This window comes from Streptomyces spinoverrucosus (genome assembly GCF_006539505.1).
Lineage (GTDB): Bacteria > Actinomycetota > Actinomycetes > Streptomycetales > Streptomycetaceae > Streptomyces > Streptomyces spinoverrucosus.
The window spans coordinates 65,936-88,086 of sequence record NZ_BJND01000033.1 but is presented as its reverse complement, the minus strand read 5'-3'; the positions used below and the strand labels follow the sequence as shown (position 1 = coordinate 88,086).

20 protein-coding genes are annotated in these 22,151 nt (G+C 69.8%); 10 read left to right on the top strand and 10 right to left on the bottom strand.

What is annotated here, in order from left to right; all coding sequences use genetic code 11:
• Positions 1-64: 64 nt before the first annotated feature.
• A complete protein-coding gene (locus tag SSP24_RS22850) occupies positions 65-634 on the top strand; it encodes a DUF742 domain-containing protein (RefSeq protein WP_141311560.1) in 570 nt (189 codons plus the stop codon).
• Positions 615-1,196, top strand: a complete 582-nt coding sequence (locus SSP24_RS22845) for a GTP-binding protein (protein ID WP_110630992.1) — start codon at positions 615-617, stop codon at positions 1,194-1,196. The genes SSP24_RS22850 and SSP24_RS22845 overlap by 20 nt, the downstream gene beginning before the upstream one ends.
• 71 nt (positions 1,197-1,267) lie before the next feature.
• Here SSP24_RS22845 and SSP24_RS22840 read toward each other — a convergent pair whose 3' ends face one another.
• Both SSP24_RS22840 and SSP24_RS22835 read right to left on the bottom strand, forming a co-directional pair.
• Positions 1,268-1,462: an acyl-CoA carboxylase subunit epsilon gene (locus SSP24_RS22840; protein WP_141311559.1), complete on the bottom strand. Its 195-nt coding sequence runs from the start codon at positions 1,460-1,462 to the stop codon at positions 1,268-1,270.
• Positions 1,463-1,519: 57 nt separating this feature from the next.
• Complete coding sequence (locus tag SSP24_RS22835; protein WP_174864694.1) at positions 1,520-3,052, bottom strand: acyl-CoA carboxylase subunit beta; 1,533 nt, start codon at positions 3,050-3,052, stop codon at positions 1,520-1,522.
• A gap of 390 nt (positions 3,053-3,442) precedes the next feature.
• On the opposite strand from SSP24_RS22835, the gene SSP24_RS22830 reads away from it, so the two are divergent.
• The gene (locus SSP24_RS22830; RefSeq protein ID WP_141311557.1) at positions 3,443-4,045 is read left to right on the top strand and encodes a YceI family protein; all 603 of its coding nucleotides are present in this window, start codon (positions 3,443-3,445) and stop codon (positions 4,043-4,045) included.
• A gap of 59 nt (positions 4,046-4,104) precedes the next feature.
• Here the strand turns inward: SSP24_RS22830 and SSP24_RS22825 are convergent, their stop codons facing one another.
• Positions 4,105-4,521, bottom strand: coding sequence for an ATP-binding protein (locus tag SSP24_RS22825; RefSeq protein WP_141311556.1), 417 nt, complete (start codon positions 4,519-4,521; stop codon positions 4,105-4,107).
• A gap of 112 nt (positions 4,522-4,633) precedes the next feature.
• Here SSP24_RS22825 and SSP24_RS22820 point away from each other — a divergent pair, with 112 nt between their 5' ends.
• From SSP24_RS22820 to SSP24_RS22800, 5 genes are all read left to right on the top strand, one after another.
• A complete protein-coding gene (locus SSP24_RS22820) occupies positions 4,634-5,455 on the top strand; it encodes a helix-turn-helix domain-containing protein (protein ID WP_141311555.1) in 822 nt (273 codons plus the stop codon).
• Positions 5,452-5,682 carry a DUF397 domain-containing protein gene (locus SSP24_RS22815; protein ID WP_141311554.1) on the top strand — a complete coding sequence of 77 codons (231 nt, stop codon included), beginning with the start codon at positions 5,452-5,454 and terminating at the stop codon, positions 5,680-5,682. The genes SSP24_RS22820 and SSP24_RS22815 overlap by 4 nt, the downstream gene beginning before the upstream one ends.
• Positions 5,679-6,176 carry an N-acetyltransferase gene (locus SSP24_RS22810; protein WP_141311553.1) on the top strand — a complete coding sequence of 166 codons (498 nt, stop codon included), beginning with the start codon at positions 5,679-5,681 and terminating at the stop codon, positions 6,174-6,176. Before SSP24_RS22815 ends, SSP24_RS22810 begins: the two co-directional genes overlap by 4 nt.
• A 140-nt stretch (positions 6,177-6,316) precedes the next feature.
• On the top strand, positions 6,317-7,099 hold the full coding sequence (locus SSP24_RS22805) for a serine protease (protein WP_141311552.1): 783 nt from the start codon (positions 6,317-6,319) through the stop codon (positions 7,097-7,099).
• Positions 7,100-7,283: 184 nt separating this feature from the next.
• Complete coding sequence (locus SSP24_RS22800) at positions 7,284-8,801, top strand: SpoIIE family protein phosphatase (protein ID WP_141311551.1); 1,518 nt, start codon at positions 7,284-7,286, stop codon at positions 8,799-8,801.
• Positions 8,802-8,835: 34 nt separating this feature from the next.
• Here the strand turns inward: SSP24_RS22800 and SSP24_RS22795 are convergent, their stop codons facing one another.
• A complete protein-coding gene (locus tag SSP24_RS22795; RefSeq protein ID WP_141311550.1) occupies positions 8,836-10,188 on the bottom strand; it encodes a hypothetical protein in 1,353 nt (450 codons plus the stop codon).
• A gap of 87 nt (positions 10,189-10,275) precedes the next feature.
• Positions 10,276-13,293: a glycoside hydrolase family 3 protein gene (locus SSP24_RS22790; protein WP_141311549.1), complete on the bottom strand. Its 3,018-nt coding sequence runs from the start codon at positions 13,291-13,293 to the stop codon at positions 10,276-10,278.
• Between the two features lie 241 nt (positions 13,294-13,534).
• On the opposite strand from SSP24_RS22790, the gene SSP24_RS22785 reads away from it, so the two are divergent.
• Positions 13,535-15,388, top strand: coding sequence for a ricin-type beta-trefoil lectin domain protein (locus SSP24_RS22785; RefSeq protein ID WP_141311548.1), 1,854 nt, complete (start codon positions 13,535-13,537; stop codon positions 15,386-15,388).
• Positions 15,389-15,479: 91 nt separating this feature from the next.
• Positions 15,480-16,085 (top strand): GOLPH3/VPS74 family protein, encoded by a 606-nt coding sequence (locus tag SSP24_RS22780; protein ID WP_141311547.1) that lies wholly within the window; start codon positions 15,480-15,482, stop codon positions 16,083-16,085.
• A gap of 2 nt (positions 16,086-16,087) precedes the next feature.
• Here SSP24_RS22780 and cimA read toward each other — a convergent pair whose 3' ends face one another.
• The 5 genes from cimA to ureA form a co-directional block, all read right to left on the bottom strand.
• Entirely contained in the window at positions 16,088-17,692 is a 1,605-nt protein-coding gene (cimA, locus tag SSP24_RS22775; RefSeq protein WP_141311546.1) for a citramalate synthase, read from the bottom strand.
• A 346-nt stretch (positions 17,693-18,038) separates the two neighbouring features.
• Positions 18,039-18,650 (bottom strand): TetR/AcrR family transcriptional regulator, encoded by a 612-nt coding sequence (locus SSP24_RS22770; protein WP_141311545.1) that lies wholly within the window; start codon positions 18,648-18,650, stop codon positions 18,039-18,041.
• A gap of 11 nt (positions 18,651-18,661) precedes the next feature.
• Complete coding sequence (locus SSP24_RS22765) at positions 18,662-19,702, bottom strand: agmatine deiminase family protein (protein ID WP_141311544.1); 1,041 nt, start codon at positions 19,700-19,702, stop codon at positions 18,662-18,664.
• Positions 19,703-19,710: 8 nt separating this feature from the next.
• Complete coding sequence (locus SSP24_RS22760; RefSeq protein WP_141311543.1) at positions 19,711-21,423, bottom strand: urease subunit alpha; 1,713 nt, start codon at positions 21,421-21,423, stop codon at positions 19,711-19,713.
• On the bottom strand, positions 21,420-22,124 hold the full coding sequence (gene ureA, locus SSP24_RS22755; protein WP_141311542.1) for an urease subunit gamma: 705 nt from the start codon (positions 22,122-22,124) through the stop codon (positions 21,420-21,422). The genes SSP24_RS22760 and ureA overlap by 4 nt, the downstream gene beginning before the upstream one ends.
• Positions 22,125-22,151 lie beyond the last annotated feature (27 nt).

Genomic DNA, 22,151 nt, shown 5'->3' with positions numbered 1-22,151 from the left:
GCCGTAAGGTTTCGGGACGCGGCTCCACAGCGATGGGTGCCCGGCACAGTCGGAGGAGGAGAAAGTGGCAACACCCCCAAGCGGTTCATCAGGCAACTGGTCGTACGGCCCTGGCCAGGGGCAGAACGACGGTTCCCCGAACCGGTACAACTTCCCCTCCGCACCGAGCCACCGGCAGCCGTACGCACCGCAGGGTCCCGGGCCCTCGCCGTACGACCAGCCGAACGCGCCGCGCATCCAGCCCGTGCAGCCGCAGCGCCGCACCCCTGAGCCGGCGCCCGCCGGGGCGTCGAACAACCCCCTGGTGCGCCCGTACGCGATGACGGGCGGCCGCACCAGGCCGCGGTACCAGCTCGCCATCGAGGCGCTGGTGCACACCACCGCGGCTCCGCACCAGATGCAGGGTCAGCTGCCCGAGCATCAGCGGATCTGCAACCTCTGCCGGGAGATCAAGTCGGTGGCCGAGATCTCGGCCCTGCTGACGATTCCCCTCGGCGTGGCCAGGATCCTCGTCGCCGACTTGGCGGAGGCGGGCCTGGTCGCCATCCATCAGCCCGGCGGCGACGAGAACGCCGGCGGCCAGCCAGACGTGACACTGCTCGAAAGGGTGCTCAGTGGACTTCGCAAGCTCTAGCGGCGGTCCTTCCCGCTCCACCACCTCCGCGAAGATCGTGGTGGCGGGCGGCTTCGGCGTGGGCAAGACCACGTTCGTCGGCGCCGTCTCGGAGATCAACCCGCTGCGCACGGAGGCCGTCATGACGTCTGCTTCGGCAGGCATCGACGACCTCACCCACACCGGAGACAAGACCACGACGACCGTGGCCATGGACTTCGGCCGTATCACCTTGGACCAGGACCTGATCCTGTACCTCTTCGGTACGCCCGGCCAGGACCGCTTCTGGTTCATGTGGGACGACCTGGTGCGCGGCGCCATCGGCGCGGTGGTGCTCGTGGACACCCGGCGCCTGGCCGACTGCTTCCCCGCGGTCGACTACTTCGAGAACAGCGGACTGCCGTTCGTCATCGCCCTCAACGGCTTCGACGGACAGCAGCCGTACGCGCCGGAGGAGGTCCGCGAGGCGCTGCAGATCGGCCCGGACACTCCGATCATCACGACGGACGCCCGTCATCGCGCGGACGCCAAGTCGACGCTGATCACGTTGGTGGAGCACGCGCTGATGGCGCGTCTGCGGTAGGTCCAGGGACGTTGAAGGGCCCCTCTCTTGGAGAGGGGCCCTTCTTTTTGTCTTTGTGTTTTGTCTTTTTGTCAGCGCCAGCTGTGCGGGGCGCGGAAGCCCGGCTCGCGCTCCAGGCGGCGCCAGCCGGCCTTGGCGTGGGCGCGGTGGGCGCGGGTGGACGTGGCGGTGTGGGCGGCGGCGCGGGCCAGGAGGATGGCCGTGATGGCGGCGACTTCCTCGGGCTCGGCGTGGCCCTTCTCGACGCGGATGTCAGGGTGGTCCATGGCTGTCAGTCTCCGTGGATGAGGTTTCCGCGGGGGTGCCGCGGAAAGTCCGCTGGGTTACTGCGGGGGGTTGCCGTGCTTGCGCGAGGGCAGGTCGGCGTGCTTGGTGTGCAGCATCGCCAGGGAGCGGATGAGCACCTCGCGGGTCTCGGCCGGGTCGATGACGTCGTCCACCAGGCCGCGCTCAGCCGCGTAGTACGGGTGCATCAGCTCGGACTTGTACTCCTTGACCATCTTCTGCCGCATGGCCTCGGGGTCCTCGGCGTCGGCGATCTGGCGGCGGAAGATGACGTTGGCGGCACCCTCGGCGCCCATCACGGCGATCTCGTTCGTCGGCCAGGCGTACGTGAGGTCCGCGCCGATGGACTGGCTGTCCATGACGATGTAGGCGCCGCCGTAGGCCTTGCGCAGGATCAGGGAGATCCGCGGCACGGTGGCGTTGCAGTACGCGTACAGCAGCTTGGCCCCGTGGCGGATGATTCCGCCGTGCTCCTGGTCGACGCCGGGGAGGAAGCCGGGGACGTCCAGGAACGTCATGATCGGGATGTTGAAGGCGTCGCACATCTGGACGAAGCGCGCGGCCTTTTCACTCGCCTCGATGTCAAGGACGCCCGCCAGCACCTGCGGCTGGTTGGCGATGATGCCGACCACCTGGCCGTCCAGCCGGGCCAGCGCGCAGATGATGTTGCGCGCCCAGCGCTCGTGGACCTCCAGGTACTCGCCGTCGTCGACGATCTCCTCGATGACCTTCGCCATGTCGTACGGCCGGTTGCCGTCCGCCGGGACCAGGTCCAGCAGGACGTCGGAGCGGCGGTCGGGGGCGTCGGAGCACTCCACCCGCGGCGGGTTCTCCCGGTTGTTCTGCGGGAGCAGGGAGAGGAGGTAGCGCACCTCGGCGATGCAGGTCTCCTCGTCGTCGTACGCGAAGTGGCAGACGCCGGAGGTCTCGGCGTGCACGTCGGCACCGCCGAGGCCGTTCTGGGTGATCTCCTCGCCGGTCACCGCCTTGACCACGTCCGGGCCGGTGATGAACATCTGCGAGGTCTCGCGGACCATGAAGACGAAGTCGGTCAGGGCGGGGCTGTAGGCCGCGCCGCCGGCGCACGGGCCGAGCATCACGCTGATCTGCGGGATGACGCCGGACGCCTTGGTGTTGCGCTGGAAGATGCCGCCGTAACCGGCCAGGGCGCTGACGCCCTCCTGGATCCGGGCGCCCGCGCCGTCGTTGAGCGAGACCAGCGGGGCACCGGCCGCGATGGCCATGTCCATGATCTTGTGAATCTTCGTGGCGTGGGCCTCGCCGAGGGCGCCGCCGAAGATGCGGAAGTCGTGGGCGTAGACGAAGACCGTACGGCCCTCCACCGTGCCCCAGCCGGTGATGACACCGTCGGTGTACGGCTTCTTGGTCTCCAGGCCGAAGCCGGTCGCCCGGTGCCGGCGCAGCTGCTCGACCTCACGGAAGGAGCCCGGGTCGAGGAGCAGCTCGATCCGCTCGCGGGCGGTCAGCTTGCCCTTGGCGTGCTGCGCCTCGGTCGCCCTCTCGCTGGGACCGGCCACCGCCTGGGCGCGGATCTCGTGCAGTTCGGCCACTCGCCCGCGCGCGTCCGTCGGCTCGCTCGTGGACTCACCCGGCGCCTCATCCAAAACGGTCATGTAGCGACCTTACGAAGGACACCAAGGAAAGCGGGCCGTCGACTCCGTACAGTCTCCGGGGCGTTTTCCTGGTGCCACTGAACAGAACCGGGGCGGCATGCAGGCGTTTCGACGCTCAGAGGGCTTCGGTGTTGTAGGGGTCACACAAAATGGTCAGCTGACAGCCACGGAAGATTCATGTCTGGCCCATGCCATCCCTTGGGTGACACGTGAGGGTAGCGCGACACCCCGTCGATGAGGTTGAAAGTTGAACGGAATAGGTCTACGGTCGACTCCGTTGAGCATGGTTGAACGTTCAACAGCCACCCGTCCCCAGAGGAGCACACCATGGGCATCTTCGGCAGCAAGAACACCGACACCTCGACCACGACCGCAGCGGTGAACCCGGAGCTGGCCGCCCTGACCGGCGAGTACACGCTCGACCCCGCGCACACCACCATCGGCTTCGTCGCCCGGCACGCCATGGTGACGAACGTGAAGGGCAAGTTCCTCGACTTCACCGGCTCGCTGCACCTGGACGGCACCGACCCGTCGAAGTCGACCGCGACCATCGACGTCACGATGGACAGCATCAGCACGGGCAACGCCGACCGGGACGGCCACCTGAAGAGCTCGGACTTCTTCAAGACGGAGGAGTTCCCGACGATGACGTTCCGCTCCACCAAGGCGGAGGCGCTCGGCGGCGAGGACTACCGCATCACCGGTGACCTGTCGATCCTCGGCGTCACCAAGCAGATCACGATCGACCTGGAGTTCAACGGCTCCGCGAAGGACCCGTTCGGCAACGACCGGGTCGGCTTCGAGGGCAAGGCCGAGATCCTGCGCTCGGAGTGGGGCCTGACCTGGAACGCGGCGCTGGAGACGGGCGGTGTGCTGATCTCCGACAAGATCAAGCTGAACTTCGACATCTCGGCGATCAAGAACGCGTAACGCCTTTTCGAGCGCGCCCGCCCTCCGCTCCCCGTGCGGGAGGGCGGGCGCTCGGCGTATCAGCCCGCGCCCGCCGGCTCCGCGAACTCGCACCACACGATCTTGCCGGGGTTCCGCTCACCCACCCCCCACTTGTCCGCGAGTGCGGTGACGAGGAGCAGGCCTCGCCCGTGTTCCGCGTCCGGGGACGGGTCGGGGGCGCGGACTTCGCCGGAGCCGCTGTCATGGACGGCGACGCGGAGCACACCCTCGGGATACAGGGTGAGGCGGACGAGGAAGCCGCGGCCTGGCGGTACGCCGTGCAGTAACGCGTTGGTGGCCAGCTCACTCACGCAGAGCAGCACATCGTCGCCGCGCTCGGTCACGCCCCACTCGGTCAGCGTCTCGCCGGTGAACTCCCGTGCCAGACGCACCGATCTGCGGTCTCGGCGGTAGAACGCCTCGCGGGTGCGGGGGTGTTGGGATTGTGCGTTCATGCGGCCACTGTCACAGGGAGTCACTATCGTGGATCAGGGAGTGAAGTCGTAGTTCTGATTGCTACGACTCCACTACGAGGAGTTCTGCTGCGTACGGGGGAAAGGTCCACGCATGCACACGGCGAAGAGGCCCAAGAAGGTCGGTTCCTGGCAGGCAGTTGGCGCGGTGCTCGCCCACTTCCGGAAGCAAGCGGGCCTCACACAGGAGCAGTTCGCCGAGCTGGCGAACATTCATGTGGACACGGTGGGGTCCATCGAGCAGGGACGGCTCGCGCTTCAGCCGGACCGGGCGGCACAGTTCGATGAACTGCTGGGGACCGGTGGGGTGTTGAGCGTGCTGGTGGCGAAACTGCCGGTGCGGGAGAGGATCGTGCAGTTCGCGCAGGGGTTGGTCGAGCATGAGCAGGAGGCGGTCTGCATTCTCTCGTACCAGACCCAGATGGTGCCGGGACTGCTCCAGACCAGGGAGTACTGCCTCGCCGCCTTCGACTCCCGCTATCCCGCACTCGGGAGCGAGACAGCCGAGCAGTGGGTGAACGCCCGTATGGAGCGGCAGTTGATCTGGCAGCGGGAGCGTCCACCCGTGGGCCACTTCGTCCTGGAGGAGAGCATCCTGCGGCGGCAGGTCGGCGGACCGGAGGTGATGCGGCAGCAGATCCGCCAGATCCTGGAGTACACCGACCCCATCCACATGAGCGTGCAGATCATGCCCATGGATCGGATGCCGCACGCCGGGCTCGCGGGCCCCATGACGCTACTGGAAACACCCGAACACGAGCGCCTGGTCTACCTGGAGGTGCAGCGCGCGAGCTTCCTCGTAGATGACCCAGATGAGGTCAGTGATTACCACCTGAAGTATGGAATGCTGCGGTCACAGGCCTACTCCACCAGCGAGAGCGTCCGCCTCTTGAAGGGACTGCTAGGAGAGTCATGAAGACCGCGTGGTTCAAGTCCAGCTACAGCAGCAACGAAGGCGGCGACTGCCTGGAAGTCGCCTACGTCTGGCGGAAGTCCAGCCACAGCAGCAACGAAGGCGGCGCCTGCCTCGAAGTCGCCACCCACCCCACCGCCATCCACATCCGCGACTCCAAGACCCCCGACGGCCCCGTCCTCACCGTCTCCCCCGACACCTGGACCACCTTCCTCGGTCGGCTCGCATGACCTGGTTGCCGCGCGACTTCGTGCACCCGCTGCGCGTCGAGATCCCCGACGGGAACCGGCATCATCTGCGGCCGATCAGCGGGGCCGACGCGCCGCTGGACTACCCGGCCGTGATGGGGTCGCGGGAGCGGCTGTGGTCGATCTACGGGAAGGCCTGGGGCTGGCCGTCGGCCACGATGTCGTACGAGGCCAACCAGAAGGATCTGGAGCGGCACGCCGCCGAGATCGACGCGCACGAGTCGTTCAACTACACCGTGGAGAACGAGGACAGGACCGCGCTGCGCGGCTGCGTCTACATCGATCCGCCCCAGAAGGCCGGGGCCGATGCCGAGATCTCCTGGTGGGTGGTGGACAGCGAGGTCGGTGGGCAACTGGAGCGCGCGTTGGATGTGTTCGTGCCGCGGTGGATCGGTACGGAGTGGCCGTTCGAGCGGCCGCGGTTCGTGGGGCGGGAGTTGACCTGGGACGAGTGGCTGGCGCTGCCCGACCGGTGAGGGGACCGGCCTGACGGCCGGTGCGGGATGGCCGGATTGTGATGCTGGTGCGGAGGGTGGGAGGGGCTCATAATCCAAGCGGGAATTGACATGCGCCTGACATTCCCGCATCCCCAGACCCCCCACTGGAAGGCGTCAAGGTGAAGACTTTCCTCAAGGCCCTCAAGAGATGCGCGGTCGCCGGTGCGGCCGCGCTCGCGGTGGTCAGCCTTCAGCCCGTGTCCGCCGCGCAGGCGGCCCCCGCGCCCGTGGTCGGCGGCACGCGTGCCGCGCAGGGCGAGTTCCCGTTCATGGTCCGGCTGTCGATGGGCTGTGGCGGTGCGCTGTACACCCAGCAGATCGTGCTGACCGCCGCCCACTGCGTCGGCGCCACCGGCAACAACACCAGCATCACCGCCACCGCCGGTGTGGTGGACCTGCAGTCCACCAACGGCCGTGTCCAGGTCCGCTCGACCAAGGTCTACCGAGCCCCCGGCTACAACGGCAACGGCAAGGACTGGGCCCTGATCAAGCTCGCCCAGCCGATCAACCTGCCGACCCTGAAGATCGCCACCACCGCGCAGTACAACACCGGCACCTTCACCGTCGCCGGCTGGGGCGCGGCCCGCGAGGGCGGCGGCCAGCAGCGCTACCTGCTCAAGGCGAACGTGCCGTTCGTCAGTGACGCCACCTGCCGTTCCTACAGCGGCTACGGCGGGCTGATCGCGGGCGAGGAGATATGCGCCGGGTACACGGCGGGCGGCGTCGACACCTGCCAGGGCGACTCCGGCGGTCCCATGTTCCGCCGGGACGCGGCCGGCGCCTGGATCCAGGTCGGCATAACCAGCTGGGGCATCGGCTGCGCCCGCCCCAACGCCCCTGGTGTCTACACCGAGGTCTCCACCTTCGCCTCCGCGATCGCCTCGGCGGCGGCCACTCTCTAGTTGCCGCACCAGGCAACGTTCGCCCTGTTGTGACGCGCCGCCCGGACAGTGGTCCGGGCGGCGCTTGTGCGGATGGCTGAGCGGCGGGTGCCGGGGGGACGATTGTGGAACTCGTGCAGCAAGGCGGGCCCTGGCCGAGGCAGACAGCCAGTCGTGGCGGCGGGCGGGCGGAAGGGGTGCCGGGATGAGCGCAACCGAAGCCTTCGGTGACGACGTGGGGCAGGCTGGGAGTGCACGCGTGGCGTCAGGTGGCCTGCTCGATGTGCTGGCCGTCGCCGCCGTCGTTCTGGACGCCGACGGCAGAATCAAGCTGTGGAGTCCGCAGGCCGAGGATCTGTTCGGCTACAGCGCCGAGGAGGCCCTCGGGCAGTATGCGGGCCGCCTGCTGGTCCACGAGCAGCACCTGGAGGTCGTGCTGGGGCTGTTTGCCCAGGTCATGGCGGGCGCGGGTAGCTGGGCGGGAGTGTTTCCCGTTCGGCACAAGGACGGCAGCACCCGACTGGTCGAGTTCCGCAACATGCGGCTGCAGGACGAGCAGCAGGACTTCTACGCCTTGGGCCTGGCCTCGGAGCAGTCGACGGTGCGGGAGGTCGAACGGGACCTGGCGCTGTCCACCCAGCTCATATCCCAGTCGCCGATCGGGCTGGGCGTGCTGGACACCGATCTTCGCTACATCACGGTCAACCCGGCGGAAGAGCGCATGAACGGTGTCCCCGCCGCCGAGCACGTCGGCCGGCACGTCCATGAGGTGCTGCCCTACCTCGACGAGTCCTTCGAAGCAGCGATGAAGAAGGTCCTGACCACCGGCACACCGATCCTGGACCAGTACACCGTCGGCCGTACCCCGGCCGATCCGGAGAACGACCACGCCTGGTCGATCTCGTTCTTCCGACTCGAAGCCCCCAACGGGAAGGTGCTGGGCGTGGCAACGTCCAGCGTGGACGTCACCGAGCGGCACCGTGCCGTCCAGGAACAACGCCGCACCGCCGTGACCCTCCAGCGCAGCCTGCTCCCCCACCCCCCACCGCAGCGCCCCGGCCTGACCCTCGCCTCTCGGTACCAGCCCGCCGAGGCCACCAGTGAGATCGGCGGCGACTGGTTCGACGTCATCCCGCTCAGCGCGGACAAGACGGCCCTCGTGGTCGGTGATGTCATGGGCAGCGGCATCGGCGCCGCCGCCTCCATGGGCCAGCTCCGCACCGCCACCCGTACGCTGGCCGATCTCGACCTCGACCCCGCCCAGGTCCTGCACCACCTCGACAGCATCACCGACGGCATGGACACGATCGCGACCTGCGTCTACGCCGTGTACGACCCCCACACCGCACACTGCCACGTCTCCCTCGCCGGCCACCTGCCGCCCGTCCTCCTCCACCCGGACGGCACGCGCGCACTCCTTGACGTGCCGACCGGCGCACCGCTGGGCGGCTGCGGCGTCACCTTCGACACCACCTGCCTCGACCTCGTGCCGGGTGACCAACTCGTTCTCTACACCGACGGCCTGGTCGAAATCCGCGACCAGCCCATCGACGCACGCCTGAACACCCTCCTCGACTTCCTCGACGACCCCCACCGCTCGCTGGACGAAACCTGCGACATGCTGCTGGGCTCCCTGCGCCACCCGGGACATTTCGACGATGTGGCCCTGCTCATCGCCAGGGCGGAGCCCCCTTCAGTGGCCGAGGAAACCGCTCCCGCCTGATCTCCCCCTCCGGTGACGGACCAAGGGACGAGTGTCAGAAACCGCCTCCGAAGTCCCCGCCCCCGCCGAAGTCGCCGCCGCCGAAGCCGCCCCAGCCGCCGCTGAAGTCGTCCGTGTTGAAGTCCGCGCCGGAGACGTCGCCGCCCTCGTAGCCGCCGGCGCCGAAGTCGCCGTAGCCGGAGCCGTAGTCGGCGGCGTAGGACGGGGTGGCCATCATGCTGCCGAGCATCGTGCCGATGAGCAGGCCGGGGAGGATGCCGCCGCCGAAGTAACCGCCGGCCCAGGGGCCGTAGGCCGGGCCCGCGTCCCAGTACGGGCGGCGGCCGGAGGCCGTCTCCACTTCGCGGATCATCGGGTCCTGGCCGTCGGACAGGCGGGCCTGGTCGGCCGCGCAGACCGGCACGTCACGGGTCGCGCCGCCCATCGGCGTCCAGGTGACGTCGGCGACCGAGGGGCCGTGGCGCGGGTCGAAGAAGCACGGCGGACGGCGGTCGGGAAGCGGGCGCCCCTCGCGGCGGGCGGCCAGCGCCGCGAGCGAGAAGCGGCCGTCCTCGATGCACTGTGTGACCGCCCGTACGTCCTCGGGCTTCTGGGCCGCCGCCATGTGCCCCTTGGCCTTCTCATACGCGTCCAGCGCGTGTTCGTAGTCCGCGCGCATGGCGTCGTCGGCGCCGGGTTCGGCGGGGTGGAAGTCCAGACGGTCCAGTTCCTCGCCGAAGGCGGTGATGTCCTCGTCGACCACCACTCGCAGCTTCTCCAGCGCCGCCCGCTGCTCCTCCTCGTGGCGGCGGCGGTTGCGGCGCACGATCGCGTACGCGCTCGCGCCACCGGCGGCCAGTACCGCGCCGAGGGTGATCAGGCCGGTGGCCGAGACGCCGTCGCCGGTGCCCTCGCTCCAGCTGCTCGGCGCCGTGCCGCCCACGTTGCGCAGCGCGCTGTCGACGAAGTCGTTCAGCTGGGCCTTGGCGTCGCCCGCGCTCTGCACGGACGTGACCAGGTTGGACACGGCCCCGCGGCTCAGCACGGCGCTGTCGGCGCGGGCGTCGAACTCGTCGCCGAGCCGGATGCCGTACAGGCCGGTGACACCGGTTTCGGTGCGCAGGTTCTGGAAGAGGTTCGCCTTGGGGTAATCGGACGGCAGGACCGCCACGAAGACGGGTTTGTCCGCGTCCTTGATCTTGTCCGCGAGCGCTTCGGCGTCCGAGCCGGACAGTATGTCGGACGCGGCCGGGTCCACGTAGACCGGGCTCTCGCGCAGGGCCTCGGCGACCTTGGACAGGTCGGTGGCCGCGTGTGCGCCGGGCGCACCGGCCACCAGCACCGCCAGCACGGCGGCGACAGGCACGATCAGCAGGCGTACGAGCCTTTGTACGAGCGCGGCCTTCATATGTTCGAAGCTACCTGAATGGGTGCAGAAAGGGGCATCGGTCCGGGGAGGAAATTCCCCCCGGACCGATGCCCGCAGCGGTATCGGTCACGCCGCCTTGTACGCGGCGGTCAGTTTGTCCACCGCCGCCCCGTACCGGCCGGTCAGCAGCAGGTGGTCCGCCTCGGCGAACGGCTTCGCCGCCGACGCCGTGATGTCCTGCCCGATCCGCTGCTGGACCAGCAGCCGCGCCTTGGTGACGATCGCCCGGCCCGCCTCCTTCGCGCCCGCCCTCTCCGCCGCCCGGGCCGCGATGCCGAGCCCCTTCAGGGTCAGGGTGCCGCCCTGCGGGACCTTGGTCAGGGTGGTCAGACCCCAGCCGTACGGGTACTGCGGGTCGTACGAGGCGTCCCCGACGTTGATCGGCAGCTGGTCCTGCGTCTTCGGCCAGGTCACCGGCAGCTGCCCGGTGAAGGGCCGCCTGCCGAACAGCACGTCGGCCACGCCGTCGCCCTCCGTGCCCGGCAGCCAGGACGCCACCAGCGCGTCGATCTTCCCGAGCCGGTCGCCGAGGAGCTGCGGGCGCCCGGAGACGACCAGCACCGCGCACTTCATCGCCGCGCACACCTTGTCCACGGCTGCCTGGTCGGCGGCGCTCAGCTCCAGGTCGTGGCCGTTGCCCACATCGCCGACGCCCTCGGCGTACGGGGTCTCGCCGACCACCACGACCCCCACGTCATGACCGGCCGTCGGCGCCGACGCGTCCTTGGAGTAGGTGACGTCCCCGCCTGCCTTGCGGATGCCCTCCAGGACGGTCGTGCCGGGGGTGATGTCACCGGAGCTGCCCTGCCAGGTGATGGTCCAGCCGCCGGTCTGGTTGCCGATGTCGTCGGCGTTGGATCCGGCGACGTACACCTTCTGCGAGCGCTTCAGCGGCAGCAGGCCCCCGCTGTTCTTCAGCAGCACCTGCGACTCGGCCGCCGCCTCGCGCGCGACCGCCCGGTGCCCGGCGGAGCCGATCCTCGACGCGCCGCTGGTGTCGGCGTACGGCTGCTCGAAGAGGCCCAGCCGGAACTTCTGCGTGAGGATGCGGGAGACGGCGTCGTCGATCCGCCGCTCGCTGATCCGCCCAGCCCGCACCTCGTCGATCAGGGCGGTGCGGAAGTCCTGGTAGGCGTACGGGACCATGATCATGTCGAGGCCGGCGTTGATCGACGTACGGACGTCGGAGGCGTAGTCGCCCGGGATCTGGTCGATGGCCGCCCAGTCACTGATGACGAAGCCGTCGAAGTCCATACGGCCCTTCAACACGCCGTTGATCATGTCCGCACTGGCGTGCATCTTCACCGGGCCCCGGTCGTCGCCGATCAGGTCGAGGGAGGAGTACGACGGCATGACCGTGCCGACGCCCCGGTCGACAGCGCTCTCGTACGGGGCCAGGTGGACGGCCTCCAGCTCCTCGCGGGTGACCTTGGTGACGCCTTGGTCGATGGTGTACGTGCCGGTGGTGGACGAGCCGTACTCGGTGCCGCCGTCGCCGACGAAGTGCTTGGCGGTGGCCAGGACCTTGTCGTCGCGGTCCAGGTCACGGCCGTCGGCGCGGCCCTGGAGGCCCTGGATGACCGTCTCCATCGCCTCGACCAGCGCCGGGTCCTCGCCGAAGGACTCGTAGGAGCGGCCCCAGCGTTCGTCGCGGGTGACGCAGAGACAGGGGGCGAAGTCCCAGGGGATGCCGGTGGCCCGTACCTCGGCGGCGGTCACCGCGCCCGTCTCGTGAGCGATCCGCGGATCTCTGGTCGCTCCGATGCCGATGTTGTGCGGCATGATCGTCGCGCCGACGACGTTGTTGTGGCCGTGCACCGCGTCGACGCCGTAGATCAGCGGGATCTGGAAGCGGGTCGCCCGGGCCCTCAGCTGGAAGCCGTCGATCATCTTCGCCCAGGCCTCGGGGGTGTTGGGCGTCGGCGTCGAGCCGCCGCCCGAGAGCAGCGAGCCGAGGTCGTACGCGGCGATGTCCCCGGCGTTGGTGAGCGCGCCGCGCTCCGCCTGGGTCATCTGACCGGCCTTCTCCTCCAGGGACATGCGGGAGAGGAGATCGGTGACGCGCTTGCTCACCGGGAGTCTGCTGTCGAGGTACGGCAGCCCGTGCGCGTCGATCACGACCTGCGGGGTCTCGGTGGGGGCCTTGGCGCCGGTGACCGTCAGTTTCAGGGGGATCGTCTCGGCGGATTCCGCGGTCCTGTCCTTGCGGGTGGGGACGCGGAGGGTGTGGGTGGTGCCGGAGGCGGTGCCCGCGGGAAAGGTGTACTCGCCCCTGACGGGGGTGTAGTCGGCGTCGGAGGCGGTGCCGCCGCTCGTCTCGTACGCCACGGTGACCGGCTCGTCGATGGGGGCCTCGCCCGTGGTGGCGACCGTGAGCCTCACCTTCGCCGTGCCGCCCTCCTTCACCGGGTACACCGCGGAGTCCGTGCGGACTGAGGCCCGCAGCGACTGGTCCGCCCTGCCGTACAGCTCGACGGCGTCCATCGCGAACTCGCCCTTGACGCCGACGGGGAGCGTGACGGCGTAGCCCCACATCTCGGTGAGGCCGAGGATGTGGTCGATGCCGCCGACGGGCTGGTAGTCCGTTCGGTAGGTGAAGTCGGCGAAGGGGATCTCGATCTGTTTCCAGCCAGTGAAGTCGTCGGTGAAGGACGTCGTCCAGAGCTCGGAGGCCTCGCCGTTGGCGCCGCCGTCCTTCAGTTCGAAGGCGATCTTCTTGCCGTTGTTCTGGCCGTCCCACCAGAAGCGGATGCCCTGGTGGGCGGACCAGTCGTGGGCGGGCTCGGCAAAGGCGAAGTCGTGGGTGAAGCCGCCGTATCCGCTGATGTCGTAGGTACCGGAGAGGACCTTCGCGCCCTCGGGCGCATCGTCGCGGGCGGTCAGCGCGAGGGTGGGCGGGTCGTCGGTGTCGCTGCCCCAGGTGAAGATGCCGCCGGCGGGCGGGTTGGCGAAGGGCACCTCGCCCTCGAAGCGGTCGACGGGCACGGGGGCGGGGTCGTCGGCGCCGGACGCCGTGGCGGCGGTGGTGAGCGGGAGCAGTCCGGTGAGCAGGGCGGCACAGGCGAGCAGGGCGGTTCTTCGCATGGAACGTCCCTCGACTCTCGTAAGTCTTTTACGACTTAGATCACGGCGTGAGTTAACTGGCGGCCCCCGCAGTCGTCAAGACTTCACGTCAGAACCGGTACAGAGGCAACTCCGGGCCGGATCCGGGCCGTTGTCCGTTCGGCTTCTGAATGCGCAACCCCTTGACGCCCGCCCCGGGGCGTCATTTACTCACCGCTCGCACGCCCCACTTCCCCCACTCCCCCCAGAAGGGCGGCGCACGATGAGAACACGCCTCCCGGCCGTCGGCTTGCTGCTGGCCGGTTTGCTGAGCGCCGCGGGCATCACACCCGCACAGGCCGCCGGCGAACAGATCACCGCGTACCTGACCACCACCGACGACGCCGGCGGACGCCATGTCGTCCGCGGTCTGCAACCCCAGGCGCCCTTCGCGTTCCAGCCCGGCGCGGGCGGCGGCGGGGAGAACATCACCGTCGACGAGAACACCCGCTACCAGACCTTCACCGGCGGCGGCGCCTCCTTCACGGACACCGCGGCCTGGCTGATGGACGGCAGCGGCGCGCTGTCGCAGGCCACGCGGGACGAGACCATGCGCAAGCTGTTCTCGCCGACGGAGGGCATCGGGCTGTCGTTCCTGCGCAATCCGATGGGCGGCTCGGACCTGGCCCGCTTCGGCTACACCTACGACGACATGCCGGCCGGGCAGACGGACCCCGACCTCTCCGAGTTCACGATCGCACACGACTTGCAGGACGTGGTGCCGCTGACCAGGCAGGCGCTCCAGCTGAATCCCGCGCTCACGGTGATGGCCTCGCCGTGGACCGCGCCCGCCTGGATGAAGGACAGCGGACAGCTCAACGGGGGCTGGCTGAAGGCGGAGCACTACGGGGCGTACGCGTCGTACTTCGTGAAGTACGTGCAGGCGTACCAGGCGCAGGGCATCCCGATCTCGTACGTCACCGCGCAGAACGAGCCGACGTGCTGCTCCGGCTATCCGTCGATGAGCTGGAACGCCTCCGGGCTGCACTACTTCACCAAGAACGAGCTGCTGCCCAAGCTCCAGGCGGCGGGCCTGTCCACCAAGGTGCTGGCGCACGACTGGAACTGGGACACCTACGACGCGTACGCCGCCCAGACGGTGGACGACGCGGCGGTCCGCTCGCACCCCAACTTCGGCGGAATCGCCTGGCACGGCTACGGCGGTGACGTGGCCAAGCAGACCGCGGTGCACAACCAGTACCCGCAGCTGGACGCCTTCGGCACCGAGCACTCGGGCGGCACCTGGATCGCCAACCAGCAGCGCGAGGACATGATGAACATCATCGACTACACCCGGAACTGGGCGAAGTCGGTGACGAAGTGGTCCCTCGCGGTCGACCAGAACCGGGGTCCGCACAACGGCGGTTGCGGTGTCTGCGACGGGCTGATCACCGTGCACAACGGGGACGCGCGGCACGGGCAGGTCGACTACACCGTCGAGTACTACACGATAGGCCACCTGACGAAGTTCGTCCGGCCGGGCGCCCACCGGATCGCCTCCACCGCGTCGACGTCCGTTCCGAACGTGGCCTGGCGCAACCCGGACGGCTCGAAGGCGCTGATCGCCTACAACGACGCCTCGGCGGCGAAGACCGTGACCATCAACTGGGGCTCGCAGCACGCGACGTACACCCTGCCGGGCAAGACGTCGGCGACCTTCACCTGGTCGGGGACGCAGAGCGGTGGCGGTGACCGGACGGGGGCCTTCGTCGGTCTGGCGGGCAAGTGCCTGGACGTGGCCGGGGGTTCGTCGGCGAACGGTACGGCCGTGCAGCTCTACGACTGCAACGGCAGCGCCGCCCAGCAGTGGACCGTGCGGGCCGACGGGTCGGTGCGGGCGCTGGGCAAGTGCCTGGACGTGACGTCGGGGTCGACGGCGGACGGGGCAAAGGTGCAGCTGTACGACTGCAACGGCACGGGTGCGCAGCAGTGGTCGTACAACTCGTCGACGGGTGATGTGGTCAACCTCGCCGCGGACAAGTGCCTCGACGTCACGGACAACTCGTCGGCGAACGGGGCGCGGGCACAGATCTGGAGTTGCACCGGGGCGGCCAATCAGAAGTGGCGGCTGCAGTAGGGCCGGGGGCGGCGGTCGGGCTGCGGATAGGCTGCAACGGCCCCATCGTGGAGATACGGGCCCGTACCCGCGCCCGTGACCTGGAGCCGAGATGACCACACCGCAGGATCTGCTGATCGTCGCCCTGAACGTCCCCTCCAGCCGTGACGTGGGACAGGGCGACCTGTCGCTCGCCCTCGCCGGAGCGGAACTGCTCGACCTTCTCGACGCCGGGGTGCTCACCCTGGACGACGATCTCCTCGTGCCCGGCGCCGAGCGCACCACGGGCGACCGCCTGCTGGACGAGGCGGGGGCGTCGCTCGTCCGGCAGCCGCCGTACGAGACGATCGAGGACTGGCTGTGGCGCCGCGGGCGGGGGCTGGCCCAGGCCTACGTCGGCGTCCTGGAGGAGGAGACGCCGACCGGCGGGACGCGCCGCCACTGGCTCCGGCGGCGCAGCGACCCGGCCGCGACGGCAGACTCGCCCTCCCGACGCCGCGCGAACGACCGGTGGGCCGCCCACGAGCCCGTCCTCGTGGGCCTCGCGGACGCCCTGGGTATCGAGACCCCCTCGACGACCGGCTCCGACGAGGCCACCAACCAAGCGACGGTGACCATCCTGGGCGCCGTCAACGACGCCCTGACGGAACTGGAGGCCGTCCGCCAGCGCCGCCGCATCGAGAACGAGGCTTTCGACAACGTGTGGCGGGCACCCTGACCCTACGAAGCCGGTTCCACCCCTGCGCGGAGGAGGCCGTAGGTGTACGCGTCCTCCAGTGCCTGCCAGGAGGCGGCGATGACGTTGTCCGCGACGCCCACCGTCGACCACTCGCCCGCACCGTCGGAGGTGGCGATGAGGACCCGGGTCGTGGACTGGGTGCCGTGCTTGCCCTCCAGGATGCGGACCTTGTAATCGACCAGCTCCAGCTTGGCGAGCTGGGGGTAGATCTTCTCCAGGGCCACTCGAAGGGCCCGGTCGAGGGCGTTGACCGGGCCGTTGCCCTCAGCGGTCGCGACGATGCGCTCGCTCTTGGCCCACAGCTTCACCGTGGCCTCGTTGGCGTGGCTGCCGTCGGGGCGGTCCTCGACGATCGCGCGCCAGGACTCGACGTCGAAGTACTTCAGCGGCCTGCCCTCGACCTCCGTGCGCAGCAGCAGCTCGAAGGAGGCGTCCGCCGCCTCGTACGTGTAGCCCTTGAGCTCGCGCTCCTTCACCCGCTCCACGACCCGGCCGACCAGCTCGCGGTCGCCGCCCAGGTCGATGCCGAGTTCCTTGCCCTTCAGCTCGACCGAGGCGCGGCCCGCCATGTCGGAGACCAGCATCCGCATGGTGTTGCCGACCTGCTCGGGGTCGATGTGCTGGTACAGGTCCGGGTCGACCTTGATGGCGGAGGCGTGCAGGCCGGCCTTGTGGGCGAAGGCGGAGACGCCGACGTAGGGCTGGTGGGTGGAGGGGGTGAGGTTGACGACCTCGGCGATGGCGTGCGAGATGCGCGTCATCTCGCGGAGGTGTCCCTCGGGCAGGACCTTCTTGCCGTACTTCAGTTCCAGGGCGGCGACCACGGGGAAGAGGTTGGCGTTGCCGACGCGCTCGCCGTAGCCGTTCGCCGTGCACTGGACGTGGGTGGCGCCCGCGTCGACCGCGGCGAGGGTGTTGGCCACCGCGCAGCCGGTGTCGTCCTGGGCGTGGATGCCGAGGCGGGCACCCGTGTCGGCCAGCACCGTGGAGACGACCGCCTGCACCTGGGCGGGGAGCATGCCGCCGTTGGTGTCGCAGAGGACGACCACGTCCGCGCCGGCCTCCGACGCCGTACGGACGACCGCCTTGGCGTACTCGGGGTTGGCGCGGTAGCCGTCGAAGAAGTGCTCGCAGTCGACGAAGACGCGGCGGCCCTGGTCCCGCAGATAGGACACCGTGTCGCGGACCATCTCCAGGTTCTCGTCCAGGGTGGTGCGCAGGGCGAGTTCGACGTGCCGGTCGTGCGACTTGGCGACCAGCGTGATCACCGGGGCGCCGGCCTCCAGGAGCGCCTTGACCTGCGGGTCCTCGCTCGCCTTTCCCCCGGCGCGGCGGGTGGCGCCGAAGGCGACCAGCTGGGCGTGGCGGAACTGGATCTCCTGCTGGGCGCGGGCGAAGAACTCGGTGTCCCTCGGGTTGGCGCCCGGCCAGCCGCCCTCGATGAAGCCCACGCCGAACTCGTCCAGGTGCCGTGCGATGGCCAGCTTGTCCGCGACAGTGAGGTTGATGCCCTCCCGCTGGGCGCCGTCTCGCAGGGTGGTGTCGAAGACGTGGAACGAGTCGTCGAGCTCGCTGGTTTCCGTCATGGTCTGAAGGCTCCTGATGTATGGATCTCGGTCTGTACCGGAATGACCGGCTCCACCGTCCCCTATGATCCCTCGCGCTGCGCTCCCGGCTGAAGGTGGGCCAGAAAAGCGAAAAACCTCTCGCGGGTGCGAGAGGTCTGCGCGCGGGTCGAGGACGACGGTGTCCACCCGTACGTGGTCGTACGTGGCGGTCACTGCGGACCGGCGCGCCTGCTGCCAATAATCATCGTGGCGAACGAGAGCACGGGGGCAGTCTGGCACAAACCGCCCCGCGTCTCACGGGTGTCTCAGGATGCGGGCGGTAGTCCCGTCGTCACGCCAGGGCAACGTGCCCTCAGACGTGCCCTCAGGCGTCGCCCCGGACCAGCCCGTCGTCCAGGAACTCCCGTACGTGCTCCAGGATCTGCGCCCGGTCCGTCCCCCGCAGCCCGATCGCCACATGGATGGAGAAACCGTCGAGCAGCGCGCGCAGCCGGGAGGCGAAACGGTCGGGGTCGACGCGGCGGAACTCCCCCCTCGACACCCCCTCCGCGATCAGCGCGACGAGATCGCGGTGCCAGGCGCCCTCGATGGCGGCCTGCCGGGCGCGGGCGTCGTCGTCGGCGTTCTGCGAGCGGTTCCAGACCTCCAGCCAGAGCGTCCAGTGCGGATCGCGATGACCGTCGGGGACGTACAGGTCCACGTAGGCGTCGAGGCGTTCCCGAGCGCCGCCGCCACGGCTGAGCAGCCGTCCGCGCTCGACGCCCAGCCGTCCCTCGCTCCACTCCAGGGTCTGCAGCAGCAGCTCGTCCTTGCTGTGGAAGTAGTACAGGAGATGGCCGCTGCTCATCCCCACCGCACGGCCCAGCGCCGCCATGGTGAGCTTCTCCAGACCGCGCTCGGCGATCATCTCCATGGCGGCGGCGAGAACGTCTTCGCGAGGCGGTGCGTTCTTCCGCGCGCGAGCCGCACCGGCCATCCGTGACTCCTCTAGATCTTCGGCTGCTGTTGCGTGACGCAGTGGATGCCTCCGCCGCCTGCGAAGATCGTACGGGCGTCCACCAGGGTCACGGTGCGCTCCGGGAACAGGCGGCGGAAGATGCCGGCCGCGATCTCGTCGCGCGGGTCGTCGAAGCCGCACAGCACGACGCCGCCGTTGCAGAGGTAGTGGTTGATGTAGGAGTAGTCGGCCCAGTGGCCGTCGGCCTCCAGGACGGTCGGGGCGGGAATCTCGACGACCTCCAGGCGGCGGCCCCGCGCGTCCGTCTGCGCCTTCAGGATGCCGATGGCCTCCTTCGTCACCTCGTGGTCGGGGTGCGCCGGGTCCGGTTGCGCATGGGCCACGACCACGCCGGGTCGGGCGAAGGCGGCGACGATGTCGACGTGGCCGAGGGTGCCGAAGCCGTTCGGAGGGTAGTCGCCGGTGAGGCCGCGGGGCAGCCAGATGGCCTTGCGGGTGCCGAGGTGAGCGTGGATCTCCGCCTCGACCTCCTCGCGCGGCCGGCCGGGGTTGCGCTCGGGGCCGAGCTGGACCGTCTCCGTCAACAGGACCGTGCCCTCGCCGTCGACATGGATCGCGCCGCCCTCGTTGACGAGCTTCGAGGCGTACGTCTTCGCGCCCGCGAGGTCCGAGACATACGCGGCGATCTTCGCGTCGTGCTCCCAGCGGGCCCACTCCTGGGCGCCCCAGCCGTTGAACGTCCAGTCGACGGCGGCCAGTTCACCCTTGCCGTTCGTCAGGAACGTCGGGCCGATGTCCCGCATCCACGCGTCGTCGAGGTCGCGCTCGACGGTCTCGATGTCCTCGCCCAGGAGGCTTTTCGCGTCCGCCGACTGTCCGGGGCCGCACACCACCGTCACCGGCTCGAAGCGGCGGACCGCGCGGGCGACCGAGGCCCAGGCGAGCCGGGCGGCGGCGAGGTCCTCCGGGTTGTCGAAGGTGGGGTTCGGGCCGGGCCACGCCATCCAGGTGCGCTCGTGCGGGGTCCACTCGGCGGGCATGCGGAAGCCGTCGGATGCGGGGGTGCTCACAGGGTTCCTCACAGGAAGTACAGACGGTTGAGGGAGACGGACTCGGCCGGTCGGGAGCGCAGCGGGTCGCCGTCGAGGGTGACAAGGCCGGTGCGCTGGTCGACGTCGACCTGCCCGGTACGGGAGTTGAGGCGCAGATCGGCCGGGCCGATCCCGCGCGTGCCGCGCACGGCGACCCTGCGGCGGCGGGTCGGCATGGTGTCGTGGCCCTGGTCGAGGGCGGCTTGGGCAACGAACGCCACGGAGATGTCGGCGGGCGTGGCACCGTACGCGCCGAACTGCGGGCCCAGCACGAGGGGTTCGCAGGTGTCGGTGGCCGCGTTGGGGTCGCCGACCACGCCGTACGCCGGGAAACCGGCCTTGAGCACCAGCTGCGGCTTGGCGCCGAAGTACTCCGGCCGCCACAGCACGAGGTCGGCGAGCTTGCCGACCTCGATCGACCCGACCTCGTGCGCGAGGCCGTGCGCGATGGCGGGGTTGATGGTCAGCTTGGCCATGTAGCGCAGGACGCGCTCGTTGTCGTGATCGGCGTCCGGGGCGCCGAGTTCGGCCTTCATCTTCCCGGCCATGGCGAACGTACGGCGGACCGTCTCGCCCGCGCGACCCATGCCCTGCGCGTCCGACGAGGTGATGCCGATCGCGCCCAGGTCGTGCAGCACGTCCTCTGCGCCCATCGTCCCGGCGCGGATGCGGTCGCGGGCCATGGCGGCATCGCCCGGCAGGTCGGTCTTCAGGTCGTGGACGGAGACGATCATGCCGTAGTGCTCGGCGACCGCGTCCCGGCCGAAGGGCAGGGTGGGGTTGGTGGAGGAGCCGATGACGTTGGGCACCCCGGCCATCTTCAGCACGTTCGGGACGTGTCCGCCGCCGCAGCCCTCGATGTGGAAGGCGTGGATGGTGCGGCCCTCCAGGACCCGCAGGGTGTCCTCCACCGACAGGCACTCGTTCAAGCCGTCGCTGTGCAGGGCGACCTGGACGTCGTGCTCCTCGGCGACCCGCAGCGCGGTGTCGAGGGCGCGGGTGTGGGCGCCCATGTCCTCGTGCACCTTGAAGCCGGACGCGCCGCCTTCGGCGAGGGCCTCGATCAAGGGCGCCTCGTGGGACGACGAACCCCGCCCCAGGAACCCGATGTTGACCGGCCAGGCGTCGAAGGCGTTGAACGCGTGCTTCAGCGCCCACGGCGAGTTGACGCCGACGCCCCACACCGGCCCGAACTCCTGCCCGATGATCGTGGTCACGCCGGACGCCAGCGAGGCCTCCATGATCCGCGGCGACAGCAGATGGACGTGGGTGTCGACGGCCCCGGCAGTGGCGATCAGACCCTCGCCGGACACGATCGACGTGCCCGTGCCGACGACGACGTCGACCCCGTCGAGGGTGTCGGGGTTACCGGCCCGCCCGATCGAGCAGATCCGGCCCTCGCGGATGCCGATGGAGACCTTGCGGATCCCCTGCACCGCGTCGATCACGACGACGTTGCTGATCACGACGTCACAGGTGTCCCGGACGGCGGCCGCCTTGAGGTGCAGCCCGTCGCGGGCGGTCTTGCCGAAACCGGCGAGGAACTCGTCGCCGTACTGCTGCGCGTCGGACTCGACCCTGATGGTGAGTCCCGAGTCGCCCAGCCGGACGCGGTCCCCGGCGCGGGGGCCGTGGGTGGCCGCGTACTCGTACGGGGTGAGACGGCGGGCTTCGGCCGGGTGGCCTCCGGGGCGGCTCATCGCTCGACCTCCTGGTCAGTGGTTCCTGATACGCCGAGGTAGCCGCAGGCGGCCGCCCGTCGCAGGGCCTCCTCCTTGGCCCCCGGCGCGTCCAGCGGCCCGTCGACCAGCCCGGCGAAGCCGATCGCGATCCGCTCGCCGCCGATCGGCACCAGGCCGACCTCGGCGGTCTCCCCCGGCCCGAAGCGCACGGACGACCCGGCGGGCACGGCGAGCCGCATCCCGTAGGCGTCGGCCCGTACGAAGTCCAGGCGCGGGTTGGCCTCGAAGAAGTGGAAGTGGGAGGTGACGGAGACCGGCACGGTGGCGGTATTGGTGACCGTCAGGCGTACGACCGCCTCGGGCTCGGCGTGCTCCGGCCCCGGCAGCAGCGCGCCCGGCGCCCGCTCCCCCAGCCCGCCCCCGATGGGGTCCGACACGACCGCGAGCCGTGAGCCGTCGTCGAATACGGCCTCGACATGCACCTCGGTCACGACGTCGGCGACACCCGGCAGGACGTCGTCCGGGCCGAGCACCGAGCGGGCGCGCTCGATGGCCTCGGCGAGCCGGGCGCCGTCGCGGGCGGCCTCGCACACGGTGTCCGCGATGAGTGCGGTCGCCTCCGGCACGTTCAGCCGCAGCCCGCGGGACCTGCGTGCGCGGGCCAGTTCGGCGGCCCCGAAGAGCAGCAGCCGGTCACGTTCCGTGGGGGTCAGTCTCACTGCGCGGCACCTCCTTGCCTTTCCTAG